The organism is Pseudomonas sp. MWU15-20650 (assembly GCF_023242475.1).
In the GTDB taxonomy this organism is placed as follows: Bacteria; Pseudomonadota; Gammaproteobacteria; order Pseudomonadales; family Pseudomonadaceae; genus Aquipseudomonas.
Map to the genome: position 1 here is coordinate 47966 of NZ_JALJFG010000023.1, position 18262 is coordinate 66227.

Below are 18262 nucleotides of genomic sequence, written 5' to 3' on the forward strand. Positions count from 1 at the left end.
GTGTGATGTGGCTGAGTGAGGTGTTTGCATGCGTACTGCTTCGTTGGTTCGCTATCTGGTCAAGTGGCGCACGTTTAATGCGCTATTGGTAATTGTGTGCGTGTTGGGCCTTTCTCCGGGTTTGTTGGAGACCCGCTTCGATGCCTCGATCGAGTCATTTCTTCCGCAGGGTAATGTGGAGCGCCTACGTTACGACAGTTTCAAAAAGGTGTTCGGCGACGACCGCATGGTGGTCGTGGCCCTGCCGCGCCAGATGGTTTTCAGCCCTGAAGTCATGGCGCGGCTGAAGGCCGTCACCGAGCAAATCGAGAAGATGGCAGATGTCGCCAGAGCCACGAGCATTGCCACGGTCAACATCATTTATGGCCAGGATCAGTCCATTGATATCCTGCCCGCGGCACAAGCGCTGGCGCAGCCAGGCTCGTATGATGTACGGCGGATCACTGAAAAGCTGCTCAACAGCCCCTTGTACCAGCGTGATCTGATCTCACTGGATGGGCAAATCCCCGCGCTGCTTATTGAAGCCCGAACCGACAGTGGCGACGGAAAGTTCGAGCGCATTCTGTCGGCACTCGACGCGCAGATGATCAAGGCCGGTTTTCCGGTGTTCTATGTCGCCGGCGAGCCGGTGGTGGAGCACCGGGTGACCAGCGACATGTGGTCGGACCTTAAAACCTTCATCCCGCTGACGTCCCTGGTCTTGTTTGTCTTGTTGATGGTGCTGCTGCGTAACCTGGGCGATGTGTTGGTGGTCTTGGCGGTGGTGACCCTATGCGTGGTGCTGTTGCTCGGTGCCATGGGCATGCTGGGGATTGCGGTCAACGCTGTCACTGTCGGGCTACCGTCGGTGCTGATGTGCATCGCTGTGCTCGACTGCTTGCACATTCTGGATACCTACCGCCAGGCGCTGAGCCATGCGGCCACGAAAGTGCAGGCCATCGAGCACTCGCTGAGCATCAACCTCATGCCGTGTTTTCTGACCTCAGCGACCACGGCCATCGGCTTTTTAAGCCTCGCCGCCAGCGAAGTCGCGCCGATCCGGTCGTTTGGCGTCATTGCTGCGCTGGCGGCTATTGCCGCCTATGTCATATCGCTGATGGTCATGCCCAGCCTGTTGGAGCTCATGCCGGCAAGGCTGGCGCGCAAAGTGCCCGACCATCGATACGCCACCTGGGTGCGACGTCTTGAGCCCTTGTATCGCTCGCGCCTTGCGTTGCCGGTGCTGACGGCGGTGGTGCTGCTGGTGGTACTGGTGCCGCTGGGGCGGCTGCATGTGGAAGCGTCGTTTTTGAATTTCATTGACGAGGCCACGCCTGTCAGGTCTTCGACGGACTACATCGAGCGGCAACTGGGGGGCGTGGCGAGTCTGGAAGTCAGCCTGCGTACCGCCGAAAAAGGCGGTGTGCTGGAGCCGGCGGTGCTCAGCGAAATTGTGCAGTTGCAGGCGTTCATCGCCCGCCTCAACGGTGTGGACAAAAGTGTTTCGGTCGTCGATTTCCTCAAGGACATACACCGTGAGATGAATGGAGGAGACCCGCGTTACTACGCCTTGCCGCAAAGCCGCGAAGCCGCAGAGCAGTACGTGTTCACCTACTCGTTGGCCGGCCCTGACAACGAGCTCGAGAGTTTTCTGGACTATGACAATCAGACCACCCGTATACGCATCCGCATGCAACAGTTGCCCTACGCGCAAATGCAACAGGTCATCGAGGCGCTGCAAGCCTACACGGAGCAACACAGTTCGCCAGCATTCACCTACAGCCTCACCTCCTATTCGGTGATTCAGGCGGCGATGGTGCAGAAAATGGTGCAAGGCATGTGGTGGGGCATTGGCTTTGCCATCGTGAGCATGTTCGTGGCGTTCTTCATGCTGACGCGTTCACTGTGGGTATCTGGCATCGCCGTAATCGCCAATACGATGCCGCTGATCGTGGCCTTCGGCTTGATGGGCGCATTGGGGCTGTCGATCAATATCGGTACGTCGATGATCGCCTGCATCATCTTCGGCCTGGTGGTGGACGCTTCGCTTCACTGCTTCTACCACGTCAAGGATTTCCCCCCCAGTGCAACGCCCGAGGAGATGACCCGCTCCATTTTCGAGGATGTCGGGGAAGCCTTGCTAACCGGCGGCTTGGTGTTGTGTTCGGGCTTTCTCGTGCTGGTCATGGGCGAGTCGTACTTCACGCGCCTGTTTGGCGCCTTCTGTGCCCTGGCGATTCTTATCTCGGTGTTCTGCAATGCCGTGGGGATTCCCTACCTCCTCTATCACTTCTACGGCCGACGCCAACCGGATACCCCAGCCACCCAGGTGCTGGGCACCTGAAACCGCACATGCATCACTCGACGCACTTTCAAGGATGAAGACATGATCGATTTATATACCTATGCCACGCCCAATGGCTGGAAGGCCTCGGTAATGCTGGAGGAGCTCGCCGTCCCCTACACGGTCAAGCTGGTGGACCTGCAGCGCAGACAGCAACAATTGCCTGACTTTACGGCGCTTAATCCCAATGGGCGCATTCCGGTAATTGTCGATCGCAGCGCAGACGACTTCTGCGTGTTCGAGTCCGGCGCGATCCTCATTTACCTGGCGCAAAAACATGGCCGCTTGCTGCCAGTCGACGCGAAACAGCAGTCACTGGTGATGCAGTGGCTGATGTTCCAGATGGGCGGACTGGGGCCGATGATGGGCCAGGCCAATGTGTTCAACCGCTACTTTCCGGAAAAAATCCCCAGTGTCATTGCGCGCTACCAAAACGAGTCCAAACGCCTGTTGAGCGTGCTGGACCAGCGCCTGTCCGCGCATGAGTACCTGGCGGGCGATTACAGCATCGCCGACATCGCCAACTGGTGCTGGGCGCGGGGCCATGAATGGTCAGGCATCGATATTGACGAGTTGCCCCACCTGCAACGATGGCTGAGCACCATAGAGCAACGGCCCGCCGCCCAGCGCGGGGTGAAGGTGCCTTTTGACATCAGCGATGTGATTGGGGCCGGGCGCAAGGAGGCTTCTGCCCAGGACTATGCAAACGCCGGCCAGTCGCTGTTCAAGCCCCTCTCTTCGGGTGGATGAACAACGTTTGCCGGCGACGGCAGACCCGAATGAACACGTATTTCAATGTCTGAACCCACTTAATCCGCCGATGAGCGTGAGGGGGGGACAGTCTCAAACCAAAATTAACCGTATGGGGAAGCCCGATGTCCGAGCCTTTAGTGCTGATAAACAAAATAGGCCGTCCGAAAGATCAAACCAAACGCAAGGCCATTCTTGAGGCCGCCAAGGAGCTCTTTCTACGCAAGGGGTATGAAGGCAGCAGCATGGACGCCATTGCGACCGAGGCGGGTGTGTCAAAGTTGACGGTCTACAGCCACTACTGTGACAAGGCGACGCTGTTCTCGGCGGCAATCACCGCCAAGTGCGACGAGCAGTTGCCAGAGCGGTTGTTCGAGTTTTCACCGCAAGCGAGCATTGAAAGCGTCCTGCTGAAAATCGGCGGGCATTTTCACGAACTGATCAGCAGCCGCGAAGCGGTGCAGTTGCAACGCATCGTGGTGTCCATGGCGACCCAGGAGCCCAGGCTCGCCCGGATGTTCTATGAAGCGGGCGCACAGCACATGCTCAACGAGATGAGCCGATTACTGGCCCTGGCCGCCCTCACTGGGCGATTACGCGTCGAAGACCCGCAGAAAGCCGCCGAACGCTTTTTTTGTCTGCTCAAAGGCGGGGAGTACTTCCGCGTCCTGATTGGTTTTTGCGCACCGATGGTCGGTGAGGAGGCTCGCCAGCATGTCAAGGACGTGGTGGCGCTGTTCATGCACATCTACCAGCCGGTGGCTGGCGCTGCAGCGCTACCCGAGGCTTTGATCGCATCGGGTTAAGGTTGTGGAACAAGGCCGGTTCGCCGTTACAATCGGCGACCAGCCTTGGAGCCGTCATGAACTCGTTGCCCATAGATTCCATTTTGCCAGCTCTGCGCAATGCTCTGAATGCCCGTGATAACGCCGTACTTGAAGCTCCGCCAGGGGCCGGTAAAACCACCCGTGTCCCCCTTGCGCTGCTCAATGAGCCCTGGCTGGCCGGGCAAACCATCCTGATGCTCGAGCCCCGGCGGCTGGCCGCACGTGCCGCCGCCGAGCGGCTGGCCAGCGAGCTGGGCGAGAAGGTCGGTGAGACCGTCGGCTACCGTATCCGCCTCGACAGTAAGGTTGGCCCCAACACGCGTATCGAAGTGGTCACCGAAGGTATTCTCACCCGTCGGTTGCAGGACGACCCCGCATTGGAAGGCGTGGGCCTGTTGATCTTCGACGAATTCCACGAACGCAGCCTCGATGCCGACCTGGCGTTGGCCCTGAGCCTCAACGGGCGCGAGCTGTTTCGCGATGAACAACCGCTGAAAATCCTGCTGATGTCCGCCACCCTTGAAGGCGAGCGCCTGGCCAGCCTGCTGGAGGATGCGCCGATCCTGCGCAGCGAAGGGCGCATGTTCCCGGTGCAGATGCGTTGGGGGCGGCCGTACCAGACCGGAGAGTTTATCGAGCCGCGTGTGCTGCAGACGGTGCTCGAAGCCCTGCATGACGAAACCGGCAGCGTGCTGGTGTTCTTGCCGGGGCAGGCCGAGATTCGCCGGGTCCACCAGCAACTGGCCGACGCCTTGGGCGAGCGCGACGATGTGCTGCTGTGCCCACTGCATGGCGAACTGGACCTCAACGCCCAGCGCGCCGCCATCGACCCGGCACCCGCCGGCAAACGCAAAGTGGTGCTGGCGACCAACATCGCTGAGACCAGCTTGACCATCAACGGCGTGCGTGTGGTGATCGACGCAGGGTTGGCGCGGGTGCCGCGTTTCGATCCCGGCAGCGGTATGACCCGCCTCGACACCCAGCGTATCTCCCGCGCCAGTGCCACCCAGCGCGCGGGCCGGGCAGGGCGCCTGGAGCCGGGGGTGTGTTATCGCTTGTGGTCTGAAGACCAGCATGAAGGGCTGGCGGCCTATGGCAGTGCAGAGATCCTGGCGGCTGACTTGGCCGGTTTGGCCTTGCAACTGGCACGCTGGGGTGTCACGCCCGCGCAGTTGGTTTGGTTGGACGTGCCACCGAGTGCCGCCTATGCCCAGGCTCAGGATCTGCTGCAACGCCTCGGCGCCTTGAGTGACGACACACTGACCGCCCATGGCCAGAAAATGGCGGCGCTGCCGGCCCACCCGCGTATTGCTCATCTGTTGCTGCGTGGCCAGGACCTGGGGCTCGCCGCGACGGCCTGTGATGTCGCGGCGCTGTTGGGCGAGCGTGATATTTTGCGTGGCGGCGGCGCCGATTTGCATAGCCGCCTGGCGCTGATGTCCGGTGAAGAACGCGCGCGCGGCAGCCAAGGCGGCGTGCAACGTGCCAAGCAACTCGCCCGCCAATACCGGGGCTACTTGCGAGGCAAGCCCACTGTGCCAGTCACCGACCCCGACCACCCACGCTGGCTCGGCGCCTTGCTGGCGCTGGCTTACCCGGACCGCGTCGCCCAGCAGCGCCGCCCCGGTGGCGCTGAATATCGCTTGGCCAACGGCCGCGCGGCGTTGTTCGCCGAGGCCGACAGCTTGATGAAACAACCCTGGCTGGTGATTGCCGACCTGGGCAGCCGCCAGGGCCAGCGCGAAGAACGCATCTACCTCGCGGCGGACTTTGATCCGGCACTGTTCGACACCGTGCTTGCCGAGCAAGTGCGCAACGTCGATCAACTGGACTGGGACGAGCGCGAGGGCGTGTTGCGCGCCGAGCGCCAGCGCAAAGTCGGTGAACTGGTGCTGAGCCGTGAACCCCTGACCGGCCTTGATGAAAGCGCCCGCAGCCAGGCATTGGTCAACCTGGTTCGCCGCAAAGGCTTGGAGTTGCTGCCATGGACGCCTGAACTGCGCCAATGGCAAGCGCGCGTCCTACTGCTGCGCCATCTGGATGCGGGTAAAACCAGCGAATGGCCGGATGTCAGTGACCGTGCGTTGTTGGCCAGCCTGGAACACTGGCTCATGCCCTACCTGGGCAAAGTCTCGCGCCTGAGCCATTTCGCCAACCTGGATATCTCCAGCTTCCTGCATAACCTGTTGCCGTGGCCGTTGCCCCAGCGTCTCGACGAATGGGCGCCGCAGCATGTGAAAGTGCCATCGGGTTCGTCGGTGCGTTTGGATTACAGCGAACAGCCGCCGATTCTGGCGGTGCGCCTGCAGGAACTGTTTGGGTTGGCAGATACGCCACGCATTGCCGGTGGGCGCCAGGTGGTGAAGTTGCACTTGCTGTCCCCGGCACGGCGCCCGGTGCAAGTGACCCAGGACCTGGCGAACTTCTGGCGCAGCACTTACGCCGAGGTGAAGAAGGATTTGAAGGGCCGCTATCCCAAGCATTACTGGCCGGATGATCCGTTGGTGGCCGAAGCGACTGCGCGGATCAAACCTCGGAAATAACTACTGCGCAGCCGGCAACAGAAACCGCGCAATCACTGGCAAATGGTTGGAAATACGCAAGGTATCCTCTTGCCGCACCTTCGCCTCCAACCGTTTGATGCGCGGGCTGTAGAACAGGTAATCGACGGTGCGATCCGGGCCATCGAGGCTCGGGTCATTCGGGAAGTGCGTCAGCCATTGTTCACGGTCAATCCCACTGGACTCACTGTTGCTCGGGATCATCGGGTATTTGTCCCACAGCAGATGCAGCTCACTGTCTGGCGAATACTGCCCGCGCTTATCGGCATCCAGGCGCAGGAACTGCCCCAATGGCAGCAAGTTGAAATCGCCGCCGATCAGCCATGGTGTGCCACGGCTTTCGAGCTTATCCAACAACTTCACCGTCGCTTGGGTTTGCTCCTGCACCGCTGAGCGCCCTGGCGCAGCGTCATCCAGGCGCGTATTGAGCACAGCCAGTTGGCCGCCGTCGCTCAAGGGCAGGTACGTCAACAGCAAGGCCGGTTTGGGCTGGAACTGCCGGCTGATGACGTTGGCCGCAGAGACGGGCAGTTGCAGGCGTTCGGCATGTTCGATCTGGTAGCGGCTGAGGGTGACCAGTTTGCGGCCGACGCTGCCGAAGATATGCAGGCTGGGGACAAAATCGGCTTTCCAGTCGAAGGCTTGCGCGCTGCACGGGTAAAGGTCGACGAGACGCTCCTGGAGCAGTGCCATCTGGTCCTGATAGTGAGAAGGCTTGGCGCCTTCGTCGAGTTCCTGCAACAGCAGGATGTCGGGCTGTTCGTCGCGAATCACCCGGGACACTTCATCCAGGCTTGAAGCCATGTCTTCGAGGGTCGGCCGGTCATCCGGGCCGCTGCCGTCGGCAGTGTCGTACCAGAACACGTAGTTTTTGCCGGCCAGGTATTGCACGTTCCAGGTCATGACCTTGAGCGCTTGCCCCGGCAGCAGGGTCGGCGCACGGGGCGCGACGCAACTGACGGGCAGGATTTCTTTGTCGGCAGGGCGCCAGGTCAGGCTGTAGATCAGGGCCGCCAGCAGGCTGGCAATGATCAACAGGCTCAACAGGGTGATGCGCAATAAACGGGTCATCGGCTCGGCTTATAGCGTTTCAGGGTGGCACGGAGCATATCACCGCGCGTCGGCATCGCCACCGATCAACATGAATAAACGGAACAGCACCACGCTGGTAAACAGTTGCAGGAAACTGTGGGCACTGTCGATCAGCAGCCCCAGCAGCGGTGCGGGATGGGGGTAGGCCGACACGCTGGCGCCCTTGAGCAGCCACAGCGGCGTCATCACGCACAGCAGGCACACCAGGATTCGCCAGAAATGCCCACGGGTCAGGCGAAAACTTTCCTTCATGGCCGCCAAGGCCGGCATGCCGCGCAGCACCAGCAGGTATTCGGCAAACGCCAGCACCACCATCAACCACAGGCCCGGCAGGAAATACAGCGACAGTCCCAGCAATATCAGCAAGGTGCTCATGGCCGTCAGCAAGGCGAAGCGCGGCCACAGGGTCAGGGCCATCGCCCATACATCCCGGGTGCGCGGCGACTCGCCACGGGTGCGGGCGTCGAGAAACAGGATCAAGGCACCGGTGTACAGCGGATACACCAGCAAGCCCACCACCACGCTGTAGCCGGGGAAGGCATCCGGGCCCAGCGTGTGGTCGAGCACCTGTTGCAGCAGGGCTTCGAGGACCACCAACGGCAGGCAGAGCTGGACGATGGCGCCCAGGTTGCGTTGGGTAAAACGAAAGGAGTCGCGCAGCACGTCTAACGGATTCATCAGGTTCATCGCAGGCCGAAAAGCAAGGACGACACTTTAACCGATCATGACGAGAGGTAAGCAAACGTAAACCTTTCGTAAAGACCATTGAAACGTCTAGTAACACCCCCATAACTAGTGCGTACCTATTCGTACAATGCCCAGCCTGAATACAGGCGGGCCTATGATTTCTACCGGCAATCTAACGAGGTCGCCATGAACAGCGAAGAGCAAACCCTGATCGATGGACTGTTTTCACGGTTGCAACAAGCCGAAACGGACTCAGCCCCCCGCGACGCCCTGGCCGAAGCGCGGATCAAGGAGCACATGACGCGTCAACCGGCCGCCGGGTACTACATGACCCAGTCGATCCTGGTGCAAGAGCACGCGATCAAGAGTCTCGACGCGCAGAACAAGCAGCAGGCACAACAGATCCAGCAACTGCAGGACGAGTTGCAACAAGCCCGCTCGCAAACGGCACAACCGGCGCCGAGCAGCGGCGGCTTTCTGTCAAGCATCTTCGGTGGCGGTTCCCGTGAGCCCCAACCGACGCAGAGTGCTCCACCCGCTTCCAGCGGCGGCTGGCGTGAGCCGGCGCGGCCGTCTTTCGGGCAGCCTGTACCGCAACAAAACTACGCTGCCCCGCAACAGAACTATCAGCAGCCGCCCGCGCCCGCAGCACCTATCGGCAGTGGCTTCCTCGGTGGTGCGCTGAAAACCGCTGCGGGCGTGGCCGGTGGTGTGATGCTGGCAGAAGGCATCAGCAGCCTGTTCAACCACAACTCGCAACAGCCGCAAGTCGTGGAAGAAATCATCCGCGAAGAGCCGGCGCCTGCCAGCGATACCAGCAACTGGGGCAACGACGACCAGAAATTTGCCGGCAACGACAGCTGGGGCAGCGATAATGCCGACAGTTTTGCCGACGACGACTCCTCCTTCGGCGACGACGACTCCTTCGTCTGACCCACACTCAACCGGGGCGCTTCGTCGCCCCGGGCTGATTTTTCTCGGAAACCTTCCCGTGGCTGGCATACTGGCGCCTTTGCGGACCTGCGCGTTCGAGGTCCAAGCGGCAGCCATGGGGAAGTGCGGTGAAGAAAATTGCAGTGTTCGCCGATGTACAAAACCTCTACTACACCGTGCGCCAAGCCTATGGTTGCCACTTCAACTATGCCGCCCTGTGGGCTGACATCAGCTCGCGCGGCCAGATCGTCGAGGCATACGCCTATGCCATCGACCGGGGCGACAGCAAGCAGCAGCAATTCCAGCAGATCCTGCGCAACCTGGGCTTTACGGTAAAACTCAAACCCTATATCCAGCGCAGCGACGGCTCGGCCAAGGGCGACTGGGACGTGGGCATTACCATCGACATCATGGACGCCGCCGACCATGTCGACGAAATCGTCCTGGCCTCCGGCGACGGTGACTTCGACATGCTGCTCGACCGCATCATCCACAAGCATGGCGTGGAAGCCGTGGCCTACGGTGTGCCGGGGCTGACGGCCAACTCATTGATACGTGCCGCCAGCCGCTACGTACCGATCGAAGGCGCGCTGTTACTCAAATAAGCGCTGCGGCGCAATAAATGGTTAGACGGAGTTGAAACAGGTTTGGAACGTATAGCTGTCATCGACTTTGAAACCACCGGCATCACCCCCAGCAGCCACTGCCGGGCCACGGAAATCGCGGTGGTCATCCTCGAACGTGGTCAGATCGTGGACCGCTACCAGAGCCTGATGAATGCAGGCGTGCGCGTACCGGGTTTCATCGAGCAACTCACCGGCATCAGCAACGCCATGCTGCGCACGGCGCCACCTGCCGAGCGGGTGATGAACGAGGTGAATGAATTCGTCGGCACCACGCCGTTGATGGCGCACAACGCCGCGTTCGACCAGAAGTTCTGGGACTTTGAGCTCGGCCTGATCCGCCGCACCCGCCTGCAAAAATTTGCCTGCTCCCTGTTGCTGGCCCGCCGCTTGATGCCGGCTGCGCCGAACCACAAGCTCGGCACCCTCAACAGCTACGCCCAACTGCCCCACACCGGCCAGGCCCACCGGGCGCTGGCGGATGCGGAGATGGCCGCCAACCTGACGGCCCACCTGGCCCAGGAACTGCGGAGCAAGCACGGGCTGCGTGAGCTGTCCCACGACCTGCTGTGCACCTTGCAGAAAGTACCGGCGGCGAAGATCAATGAGCACCTTAAGAAACATCGCGGGTTCTGACCCAGAGCGCCTTTTCAAGACCAATGAAACTCCACATTTAGTGATGCGTCGCTTATCGAGGCTGTGCGCACACCAACGCCTGGTCCACCACCCTCTTCGCCATCTCCACCGCGCAATAGGCATTTAATATCCGACGCGTTGTCGGCGAAAAGGAAATTGATCTGATGAGAATCGAAATCAGCGAAAAGGTGATTCAGCTGTTCGTCGATCTGATCGTTGAGCGCTCAACTATGCAGCGCGGCCGCTGACGCGATCGCAGGCAAGCCAGCTCCCACAGGTGAACGCGTGTAGCTCAGGCAACGCGGACTACTGTGGGAGGGGGCTTGCCCCCGATAGCGGCGGGTCAGCCAGCGTTTTTTCCATTCCCCTCCAGCTGCCCCAACGGCACCCGCCGCTCTATGGCGCTCGACAAAATGATCGAGGTTTTGCTGAACCCGAACTTGGCCACGCGATTGATCAAGTTCTCCAGCTCTGGCATCGAACCCACCGCCGCTTGCATGATCACGCACGGGTCGCCCGTGACCCGGTGGCATTCAGTCAGTTCGGGAATTTCCGCCAGGGCGTCGTAGACCTTCTGGCTACCATGATTGGTCAGGCGCAGTTCGATCGTGCACTGGATCGGCAGGCCGATTTTGGACAGGTCTACCTTGGCCTGGTAACCGGTGATCACGCCGCTGGCTTCGAGCTTGGCCACACGTTCGGCCACGGCAGGGGCTGAGAGGTTTACGATGCGGGCCAGTTGCGCGTAGGAAGCACGGCCGTCTTCGAGCAGGGCACTGAGGAGCATGCGGTCGTATTTGTCCATGGTAAGGCTCCTGGCGCGGGTGGCTTTCGAAAGCATGGGTTATAGCCTTCACAACCATGCTTTGAAAAGTGTATTGGCGTTTTAAACAGGTTTTGTAACTTATGTTTAAGTACCTGCCTTTTTAGAATAAGCCTCCCCTCTCCAGCCTTTAGAGCCTCCCAATGCCTGGCCCACGTCGCTTTTCCTTACCGTTGATCGCCGCCTTTTTTGCGTTGTATGTGATCTGGGGCTCCACCTACCTGGTGATTCGAATCGGCGTTGAATACTGGCCACCGTTTATGCTGGGCGGGATTCGTTTCTTGGTGGCAGGGGCGGCGATGTATGGCTTTTTGCGCTGGCGCGGGGTGCCTGCGCCGACGTGGGTGCAGTGGAAAGCCGCCGGCAAGATTGGCATTTTGCTGTTGACCTTCGGCAATGGTGCCGTGACCGTGGCCGAACACACGGGCGTGGCGTCTGGTGTGGCGGCACTGGCGGTGGCGACGGTGCCGTTGTTTACCTTGTTGTGCGGGTATTTCTGGGGGGCGCGTAATACCCGCCTGGAGTGGGCCGGGGTGATCCTGGGGATTATCGGCATCGCCATGCTCAACATGGGCTCCAACCTGCAATCAAGCCCGACCGGTGCGGCCTTGCTGCTGTTTGCCGCTGCTTCGTGGGCGTTCGGTTCGGTGTGGAGCCGGCATTTGCCGCTGCCTGCCGGGGCCATGGCCAGTGCGGCGGAAATGCTGATTGCCGGTGTCTTGTTGCTGGTCGGCAGCGCACTGACGGGTGAACGCCTGCATGCCATGCCGCCGGTTGAAGGGTGGCTGGCCCTGGCGTACCTGGCGGTGTTCGGCTCGATCATCGCCTTCAATGCCTACATGTACCTGCTTAAGCATGTGCGCCCGGCGGCGGCGACCAGCTATGCCTATGTGAACCCGGCGGTGGCGGTGTTGCTGGGGATTGTGTTCGTTGGTGAAACCATCGGCAAGGAAGAGGCGTTGGCGATGTTGGTGATTATCAGCGCTGTGCTGCTGATCAGCCTGCCCCAGTGGCGCAAGCCCAAGCCGGAAATAAGGTAAACTGCCGCGCATTACGCCCTTGCGCTGAATTTTTCCTACGGTAAACACATGACTTTCGCCACCCTTGGCCTGATCGAACCCTTGCTGCGCGCCCTTGAGACGCTTGGCTACCAGACCCCGACGCCGGTACAGGCGCAAGCCATTCCGGCGGTGCTGGCCGGTCGCGACCTGATGGCTGCGGCCCAGACCGGCACCGGCAAGACCGCCGGTTTCGCCGTGCCGCTCCTGCAATTGCTGACCCTGGAAGGGCCGAAAGTCGCCGCCAACTCCGCACGTGCGCTGATTCTGTGCCCAACTCGCGAGTTGGCCGAGCAGGTTCACGCCAGCGTCGCCGAGTACGCCCAACACCTGCCGTTGACCACTTACGCGGTGTACGGTGGCGTGAGCATCAACCCGCAGATGATGAAGCTGCGCAAGGGCGTTGACGTGCTGGTCGCCACGCCTGGCCGCCTGATCGACCTGTTCCGCCAGAACGCGCTGAAACTCAACCAGTTGCAAACCCTGGTGCTGGATGAAGCCGACCGCATGCTCGACCTGGGCTTCTCCGAAGAACTGGCGAACATCTACCGCATGCTGCCGAAAAAGCGCCAGACCTTGCTGTTCTCCGCGACCTTCTCCGACGACATCCGCACGCTCGCCGGGCAGATGCTCAACGACCCGCTGAGCATTGAAGTCAGCCCGCGCAACGTCGCCGCCAACACCGTCAAGCAATGGGTGGTGCCGGTGGACAAGAAGCGCAAGCCGGAACTGTTTGTGCACCTGATGCGCAAAGGCCGCTGGAAGCAGGTGCTGGTGTTCGCCAAGACCCGTAACGGCGTGGATGCGCTGGTGGATAAGCTGCAGGGCCTGGGCATCAATGCCGACGGCATCCATGGTGATAAGCCGCAAGCCACGCGCCAACGCGCGCTGGATCGCTTCAAATCCAGCGACGTGCAGATCCTGGTGGCCACCGACGTGGCGGCTCGTGGCCTGGATATTGAAGACTTGCCCCTGGTGGTCAACTTTGACCTGCCGATTGTGGCCGAGGACTACATCCACCGGATCGGCCGTACGGGCCGGGCGGGCAATACCGGTGAGGCGATTTCCCTGGTGTGTGCCGATGAAGTGAACATGCTGTCGGCCATCGAGATGCTGACGCGTCAGACCTTGACCCGCAAGATGGAGCCGGACTTCGAACCGGAGCACCGCGTGCCGGATACCGATGCCAGTGGGCAGGTGGTCAAGAAGCCGAAAAAGCCGAAGAAGCCTAAGGCGTCGGGCGGCGGCGGTAAGCGCAACCTGGGCAAATGGGTGGACAGTGGCGAAGTGGCACCGGCAGAGCCGTCGATCAAGCCGGTGCGCAAGGTGCCGGTATTCAATACCGGGCCGCGTAAGAAAAAGTAAGCTTTTAGGGGGCTTTGATGGCCCCTTCGTGAGCAAGCCCCCACATTTTGATCTGTGAATACATTCAACCTGTGGGAGGGGGCTTGCTCCCGATAGCAGACTCAAACCCAGCGCAGATCTCAGCGGTTAAGCCACTCCAGCATGCCGCGCCCAGCCGCTCGGCCACTGGCAAAACAGCCGGTCAGCAAATACCCACCCGTCGGCGCCTCCCAATCCAGCATTTCCCCCGCGCAAAACACCCCAGGCAATGGCTTGAGCATCAGCCGCTCATCCAACGCCTCAAACGGCACGCCGCCTGCGGTGCTGATGGCTTCGTCCATGGGCCGCGTCTTTACCAATTTCAGCGGCAACGCCTTGATAGCCGCCGCCAACTGCAGCGGATCGTTGAAGTGATCAGCCGGTGCCAACTCGCGCAAAAGTGCAGCCTTGACCCCATCCAACCCCAACTGGCTGTGCAAATGCTTGCTCATCGACCGCGAGCCACGCGGCTTGGCCAAGGCCGCCTGGACCTTATCCAGCGCCTTGCTCGGCAGTAAATCGATATGCACAGTGGCTGAGCCGTCGCGGTTGATTGCCTCGCGAATCGGCGCCGACAGCGCGTAGATCAAGCTGCCCTCGATCCCCGTGGCGGTGACCACACATTCCCCCAGCCGAGGTTTGTCGTCCGCCAGGCCGATGGCGACGTTTTTCAACGGTGCCCCAGCGAATTTGCTGACCATCAATTCGCTCCAACCCGACACCTCGAAACCGCAGTTGCTGGGTTGCAGCGGGGCGCAGGGTACGCCTTTGTCTTCCAGCCGCTTGAGCCAGCTGCCATCGGAGCCCAGGCGTGACCAACTGCCCCCACCGAGGGCCAGCAGCACAGCCTCGCTGCGGATGGTTTTTTCGCCATCGGGGCTGTGGATAAGTAGATCGCCATTCGTGTTCCAGCCCAACCAACGATGCCGGGTGTGGATAACCACGCCTTGGTCCCGCAGGCGCTTGAGCCACGCGCGCAGCAGCGGGGCAGCTTTCATGTCCGTAGGAAAGACGCGCCCGGAAGTGCCGACAAAGGTTTCAATGCCCAGGCCGTGGATCCATTCGCACAACGCTTCGGCACCAAACGCCCGCAACAACGGCGCCATATGCGGCGCGCGTTCGGCATAGCGTGAGAGGAAAGCCGGGTATGCCTCGGAATGGGTGATGTTCATGCCACCCACACCCGCGAGCAGGAATTTGCGCCCCACTGACGGCATGCCGTCATACAGGTCCACCCGCACGCCCGCCTGGCTCAAGACTTCGGCAGCCATCAGCCCGGCAGGGCCGCCGCCGATAACGGTAACGTGTTGAGGAGGGGTCTGGGGCATGGGTAGGGCCACGGTCGCTTGAATAGGCCGAGCATTCTACCCGACGACAGCGTGGCTGCCTGATCAAAAAATGTACACTTTCCTACAAGCCATACGGCTGCTCGGTTTCAGCCCCTTACACTCAAGTTATCCACAGGCCGTTCCACAGGCATTGTGGGTAACGCTCACGCTTCAATGACAACCTGATGACGTCCACACCCGCTGGGCGCTGTGGTGCAGGATACCGTGGCGGCGGGCCAAGGCTGGGCGGTCCTTGCTGTAGCCGCCGCCGATCACGCCCATCACGGGGATGTCGCGACCCAGGCAGTGGCGCATGACGCTTTCATCGCGGGCGGCGGCGCCTGCGTCGGTCAGTTTGAGGTAACCGAGGGCATCATCCTTATGCACATCCACGCCGGCGTCGTAGAGCACCAGGTCGGGCTGGTAGAGCGGCAGCAAATAGTTGAGTGCGTCGTCCACCACCTTGAGGTAATCGGCGTCGCCCATGCCCATGGGCAAGGGAATGTCCCAGTCACTCTGGGCTTTGCGTGCGGGGAAGTTCTTTTCGCAGTGCAGCGAAACAGTGATGGCATCTGCCGTGTCGTGCAGGATACGCGCGGTGCCGTCGCCCTGATGCACGTCGCAGTCGAAGATCAGTACGCGGTTGACCCGGCCGCTGGCCAGCAGGTAATGGCTGATCACCGCCAAGTCATTAAAGATGCAAAAGCCCGCCGGGTAATCGTAGTGGGCGTGATGGGTGCCACCCGCCAGGTGGCAGGCCAGCCCATGTTCGAGGGCTTGTTCCGCCGCCAGTATCGAACCGCCCACCGCACGCACGGTGCGCTGGGCCAGTGCTTCGCTCCAGGGCAGGCCGAGGCGCCGTTGGTCTTCGCGGGATAATTCGCCGCTCATGTAGCGCGCGATATACCCAGGTTCATGGGCAAGGGCCAGAATCTCTGCTGGGCACAACGACGGGCGTAGCAGTTGGCTGTCCTGGGTCAGGCCGCTGTCCACCAGGTGGTCACGCAACAGGCGAAACTTGTCCATCGGGAACCGGTGGTCTCCCGGGAACTCAGGGCTGTAGTCATCGTGGTAGATCAATGGCAAAGGCATGGGATTTTCTGACGGGAATCTGCGAAGGATCTTACCAGCGCTGTACACTCACGCACATGGCAAGGCAGGGGGACCCATGGAGCCGATATTGGAATTGGAAAGCGCACGTCTGGTACTGCGCCAATGGCGCGACAGCGATCTGCCGGAATTTGCGCGCATGTGCGCAGACTCACAGGTCATGCGCTATTTCCCGGCCAAGTTGAGCCATTTGGAAAGCGCCGCGTTGATCGGCCGTATTCGCGGGCATTTCGCCGAATATGGCTTTGGCTTTTGGGCCTTGCAGCGCAAGGATACCGGCGAATTTATCGGCCTGACCGGGCTGCAGAATGTCAATTTTGAAGCAGGCTTTACCCCGGCGGTGGAAATCGGCTGGCGCCTGGCCCGCGAACATTGGGGCCTGGGTTATGCCAGTGAAGCCGCCTGGACCGCCCTGCGTTGTGGTTTCGACCGCCTGCAGCTGGATGAGATGCTCGCCTTTACCACCGAAACCAATCTGCCATCACAAAAAGTCATGCAAGCCATCGGTATGCATTACGATCCGCTGGCAGATTTTGAACACCCCAAGGTCGCAGCCGATGATCCGCTGCGCCATCATGTTTTGTACCGCATCACCCGCGCCCAATGGTTGGACACGCTGCACGGATAAGCAGCCCGGAATGCCCTATTGATTGTAGGAGTTGCTTTATGAGCCAAGTATTGGAAGATCTGGTGGACTTGCTGACCCTGGAACCGATTGAGGAAAACCTCTTTCGCGGCCGCAGCCAGGACCTGGGTTTTCGCCAACTGTTCGGCGGGCAGGTGCTCGGCCAGTCGTTGTCGGCGGCCAGCCAGACGGTAGAAGAAGCGCGGCACGTCCATTCCTTGCACGGCTATTTCCTGCGCCCTGGTGATGCGGCCTTGCCGGTGGTGTATTCGGTAGACCGCGTGCGCGACGGCGGCAGTTTCAGCACGCGCCGGGTGACGGCGATCCAGAAGGGCAACCCGATCTTTACCTGCAGCGCCTCGTTCCAGTACGACGAAGCGGGCTTTGAACACCAGACCACCATGCCCGTGGTGGTCGGCCCGGAAAACCTGCCGTCGGAGCTGGAACTGACGAAACAGCGTGCGCACCTGATCCCCGAGCACATGCGCGACAAGTTGCTGTGCCCCAAGCCCATCGAAGTTCGCCCGGTCACCGAAAAAGACCCGTTCAACCCGCAGCCGTCCGACCCGGTCAAGTACGTATGGTTTCGTGCCGACGGCGCCCTGGCTGAAACGCCGGCGCTGCATAAATACCTGCTGGCCTATGCCTCGGACTTTGGCCTGCTGACCACCTCGTTGCTGCCCCATGGCAAGACGGTTTGGCAAAAAGACATGCAGGTCGCCAGTCTCGACCACGCGTTGTGGTTCCACGCCGATCTGCGCGCCGACGACTGGCTGCTCTATGCCATGGACAGCCCGTGGGCCGGCAACTCCCGAGGGTTCTCCCGAGGCAGCGTGTACAACCGTGCCGGGCAGTTGGTGGCGTCGGTGACCCAGGAAGGCTTGATTCGCCACCGCAAGGATTGGGCATGAGCCTGGCGGACGTTAAGCACTGGGTATTCGACATGGACGGCACCCTCACGGTGGCCGTCCACGACTTTGCCGCGATTCGCGTGGCGCTGGAAATTCCGCCTGAGGATGACATCCTCACGCATCTCGCGGCGTTGCCGGCGCCGGTTGCGGCGGCCAAGCATGCCTGGTTGCTGGAGCACGAGCGCGAGCTGGCGCTGGGTTCGATTGCGGCCGACGGCGCGGTGCAGCTAGTGCGTGAGCTGGCCGGGCGTGGTTATCGCCTGGGGATTCTGACCCGCAATGCGCGTGAGTTGGCGCACGTGACGTTGGAGGCGATTGGCCTGGCGGACTGCTTTGCCGTCGAGGATGTACTGGGCCGTGACGACGCGCCGCCCAAGCCGGATCCAGGGGGGTTGCTGAAGCTGGCAGCCGCTTGGGGTGTAGCGCCGAGCGAGATGGTGATGGTCGGCGATTACCGCTTTGATCTGGACTGCGGCCGGGCAGCGGGGACCAAGACCGTGTTGGTCAACTTGCCGGAAAACCCGTGGCCGGAATTGGCGGATTGGCACGCGGCAGATTGCGCTGTGCTGCGCCAAATGATCTAGCCCAGGCA

17 protein-coding genes are annotated in these 18262 nt (G+C 61.1%); 12 read left to right on the forward strand and 5 right to left on the reverse strand.

Translation table 11 applies throughout. The features are described 5' to 3' along the window. Positions 1-28: 28 nt before the first annotated feature. From M5B43_RS17700 to hrpB, 4 genes are all read left to right on the forward strand, one after another. Positions 29-2323: an MMPL family transporter gene (locus M5B43_RS17700; RefSeq protein ID WP_248751300.1), complete on the forward strand. Its 2295-nt coding sequence runs from the start codon at positions 29-31 to the stop codon at positions 2321-2323. A gap of 42 nt (positions 2324-2365) precedes the next feature. Next, positions 2366-3073: a glutathione S-transferase N-terminal domain-containing protein gene (locus M5B43_RS17705; RefSeq protein ID WP_248751301.1), complete on the forward strand. Its 708-nt coding sequence runs from the start codon at positions 2366-2368 to the stop codon at positions 3071-3073. Positions 3074-3198: 125 nt separating this feature from the next. Then, positions 3199-3879 carry a TetR/AcrR family transcriptional regulator gene (locus tag M5B43_RS17710; RefSeq protein ID WP_248751302.1) on the forward strand — a complete coding sequence of 227 codons (681 nt, stop codon included), beginning with the start codon at positions 3199-3201 and terminating at the stop codon, positions 3877-3879. A 56-nt stretch (positions 3880-3935) separates the two neighbouring features. Next, positions 3936-6443: an ATP-dependent helicase HrpB gene (hrpB, locus tag M5B43_RS17715; RefSeq protein ID WP_248751303.1), complete on the forward strand. Its 2508-nt coding sequence runs from the start codon at positions 3936-3938 to the stop codon at positions 6441-6443. On the opposite strand, the gene M5B43_RS17720 is transcribed toward hrpB, so the two are convergent. Then, the gene (locus M5B43_RS17720; RefSeq protein ID WP_248751304.1) at positions 6444-7532 is read right to left on the reverse strand and encodes an endonuclease/exonuclease/phosphatase family protein; all 1089 of its coding nucleotides are present in this window, start codon (positions 7530-7532) and stop codon (positions 6444-6446) included. It abuts the gene before it with no gap. A 39-nt stretch (positions 7533-7571) separates the two neighbouring features. Next, positions 7572-8231 carry a YciC family protein gene (locus tag M5B43_RS17725; protein ID WP_248751305.1) on the reverse strand — a complete coding sequence of 220 codons (660 nt, stop codon included), beginning with the start codon at positions 8229-8231 and terminating at the stop codon, positions 7572-7574. A gap of 195 nt (positions 8232-8426) precedes the next feature. Between M5B43_RS17725 and M5B43_RS17730 the strand changes: the two genes are divergently transcribed. The 3 genes from M5B43_RS17730 to M5B43_RS17740 all read left to right on the forward strand — a co-directional run bounded on the left by M5B43_RS17730 (position 8427) and on the right by M5B43_RS17740 (position 10432). Continuing rightward, on the forward strand, positions 8427-9173 hold the full coding sequence (locus M5B43_RS17730; RefSeq protein ID WP_248751306.1) for a DUF2076 domain-containing protein: 747 nt from the start codon (positions 8427-8429) through the stop codon (positions 9171-9173). Between the two features lie 128 nt (positions 9174-9301). Next, positions 9302-9778, forward strand: a complete 477-nt coding sequence (locus M5B43_RS17735) for an NYN domain-containing protein (RefSeq protein ID WP_024077544.1) — start codon at positions 9302-9304, stop codon at positions 9776-9778. A gap of 42 nt (positions 9779-9820) precedes the next feature. Continuing rightward, positions 9821-10432, forward strand: a complete 612-nt coding sequence (locus M5B43_RS17740) for a 3'-5' exonuclease (RefSeq protein WP_248751307.1) — start codon at positions 9821-9823, stop codon at positions 10430-10432. A 343-nt stretch (positions 10433-10775) separates the two neighbouring features. Here the strand turns inward: M5B43_RS17740 and M5B43_RS17745 are convergent, their stop codons facing one another. Further along, positions 10776-11237, reverse strand: coding sequence for an Lrp/AsnC family transcriptional regulator (locus tag M5B43_RS17745; protein ID WP_248751308.1), 462 nt, complete (start codon positions 11235-11237; stop codon positions 10776-10778). Positions 11238-11398: 161 nt separating this feature from the next. Between M5B43_RS17745 and yedA the strand changes: the two genes are divergently transcribed. Beyond that, complete coding sequence (gene yedA, locus M5B43_RS17750; protein WP_248751309.1) at positions 11399-12295, forward strand: drug/metabolite exporter YedA; 897 nt, start codon at positions 11399-11401, stop codon at positions 12293-12295. 48 nt (positions 12296-12343) lie between these two features. Continuing rightward, on the forward strand, positions 12344-13678 hold the full coding sequence (locus tag M5B43_RS17755) for a DEAD/DEAH box helicase (protein ID WP_248751310.1): 1335 nt from the start codon (positions 12344-12346) through the stop codon (positions 13676-13678). A gap of 119 nt (positions 13679-13797) precedes the next feature. On the opposite strand, the gene M5B43_RS17760 is transcribed toward M5B43_RS17755, so the two are convergent. Further along, complete coding sequence (locus M5B43_RS17760) at positions 13798-15024, reverse strand: TIGR03862 family flavoprotein (RefSeq protein ID WP_248751311.1); 1227 nt, start codon at positions 15022-15024, stop codon at positions 13798-13800. A 171-nt stretch (positions 15025-15195) separates the two neighbouring features. After that, positions 15196-16116 carry a histone deacetylase gene (locus M5B43_RS17765; protein ID WP_248751312.1) on the reverse strand — a complete coding sequence of 307 codons (921 nt, stop codon included), beginning with the start codon at positions 16114-16116 and terminating at the stop codon, positions 15196-15198. A 76-nt stretch (positions 16117-16192) separates the two neighbouring features. Here M5B43_RS17765 and M5B43_RS17770 point away from each other — a divergent pair, with 76 nt between their 5' ends. Genes M5B43_RS17770 through M5B43_RS17780 form a run of 3 tightly spaced genes read left to right on the forward strand, consistent with a single transcriptional unit; the run spans position 16193 to position 18254 of the window. Then, positions 16193-16762, forward strand: coding sequence for a GNAT family N-acetyltransferase (locus tag M5B43_RS17770; protein ID WP_248751313.1), 570 nt, complete (start codon positions 16193-16195; stop codon positions 16760-16762). 38 nt (positions 16763-16800) lie between these two features. Then, positions 16801-17670 (forward strand): acyl-CoA thioesterase II, encoded by an 870-nt coding sequence (tesB, locus tag M5B43_RS17775; RefSeq protein ID WP_248751314.1) that lies wholly within the window; start codon positions 16801-16803, stop codon positions 17668-17670. Further along, positions 17667-18254 carry an HAD family hydrolase gene (locus tag M5B43_RS17780; RefSeq protein ID WP_248751315.1) on the forward strand — a complete coding sequence of 196 codons (588 nt, stop codon included), beginning with the start codon at positions 17667-17669 and terminating at the stop codon, positions 18252-18254. The genes tesB and M5B43_RS17780 overlap by 4 nt, the downstream gene beginning before the upstream one ends. Positions 18255-18262 lie beyond the last annotated feature (8 nt).

Coding starts and splice junctions, on each gene's coding strand:
- M5B43_RS17780 (WP_248751315.1), top strand. CDS start 17,667: ATGAGCCTGGCGGACGTTAAGCACTGGGTATTCGACATGGACGGCACC.
- M5B43_RS17730 (WP_248751306.1), top strand. CDS start 8,427: ATGAACAGCGAAGAGCAAACCCTGATCGATGGACTGTTTTCACGGTTG.
- M5B43_RS17705 (WP_248751301.1), top strand. CDS start 2,366: ATGATCGATTTATATACCTATGCCACGCCCAATGGCTGGAAGGCCTCG.
- hrpB (WP_248751303.1), top strand. CDS start 3,936: ATGAACTCGTTGCCCATAGATTCCATTTTGCCAGCTCTGCGCAATGCT.
- M5B43_RS17725 (WP_248751305.1), bottom strand. CDS start 8,231: ATGAATCCGTTAGACGTGCTGCGCGACTCCTTTCGTTTTACCCAACGC.
- M5B43_RS17720 (WP_248751304.1), bottom strand. CDS start 7,532: ATGACCCGTTTATTGCGCATCACCCTGTTGAGCCTGTTGATCATTGCC.
- yedA (WP_248751309.1), top strand. CDS start 11,399: ATGCCTGGCCCACGTCGCTTTTCCTTACCGTTGATCGCCGCCTTTTTT.
- M5B43_RS17755 (WP_248751310.1), top strand. CDS start 12,344: ATGACTTTCGCCACCCTTGGCCTGATCGAACCCTTGCTGCGCGCCCTT.
- M5B43_RS17710 (WP_248751302.1), top strand. CDS start 3,199: ATGTCCGAGCCTTTAGTGCTGATAAACAAAATAGGCCGTCCGAAAGAT.
- M5B43_RS17745 (WP_248751308.1), bottom strand. CDS start 11,237: ATGGACAAATACGACCGCATGCTCCTCAGTGCCCTGCTCGAAGACGGC.
- M5B43_RS17770 (WP_248751313.1), top strand. CDS start 16,193: ATGGAGCCGATATTGGAATTGGAAAGCGCACGTCTGGTACTGCGCCAA.
- M5B43_RS17765 (WP_248751312.1), bottom strand. CDS start 16,116: ATGCCTTTGCCATTGATCTACCACGATGACTACAGCCCTGAGTTCCCG.
- M5B43_RS17700 (WP_248751300.1), top strand. CDS start 29: ATGCGTACTGCTTCGTTGGTTCGCTATCTGGTCAAGTGGCGCACGTTT.
- M5B43_RS17760 (WP_248751311.1), bottom strand. CDS start 15,024: ATGCCCCAGACCCCTCCTCAACACGTTACCGTTATCGGCGGCGGCCCT.
- tesB (WP_248751314.1), top strand. CDS start 16,801: ATGAGCCAAGTATTGGAAGATCTGGTGGACTTGCTGACCCTGGAACCG.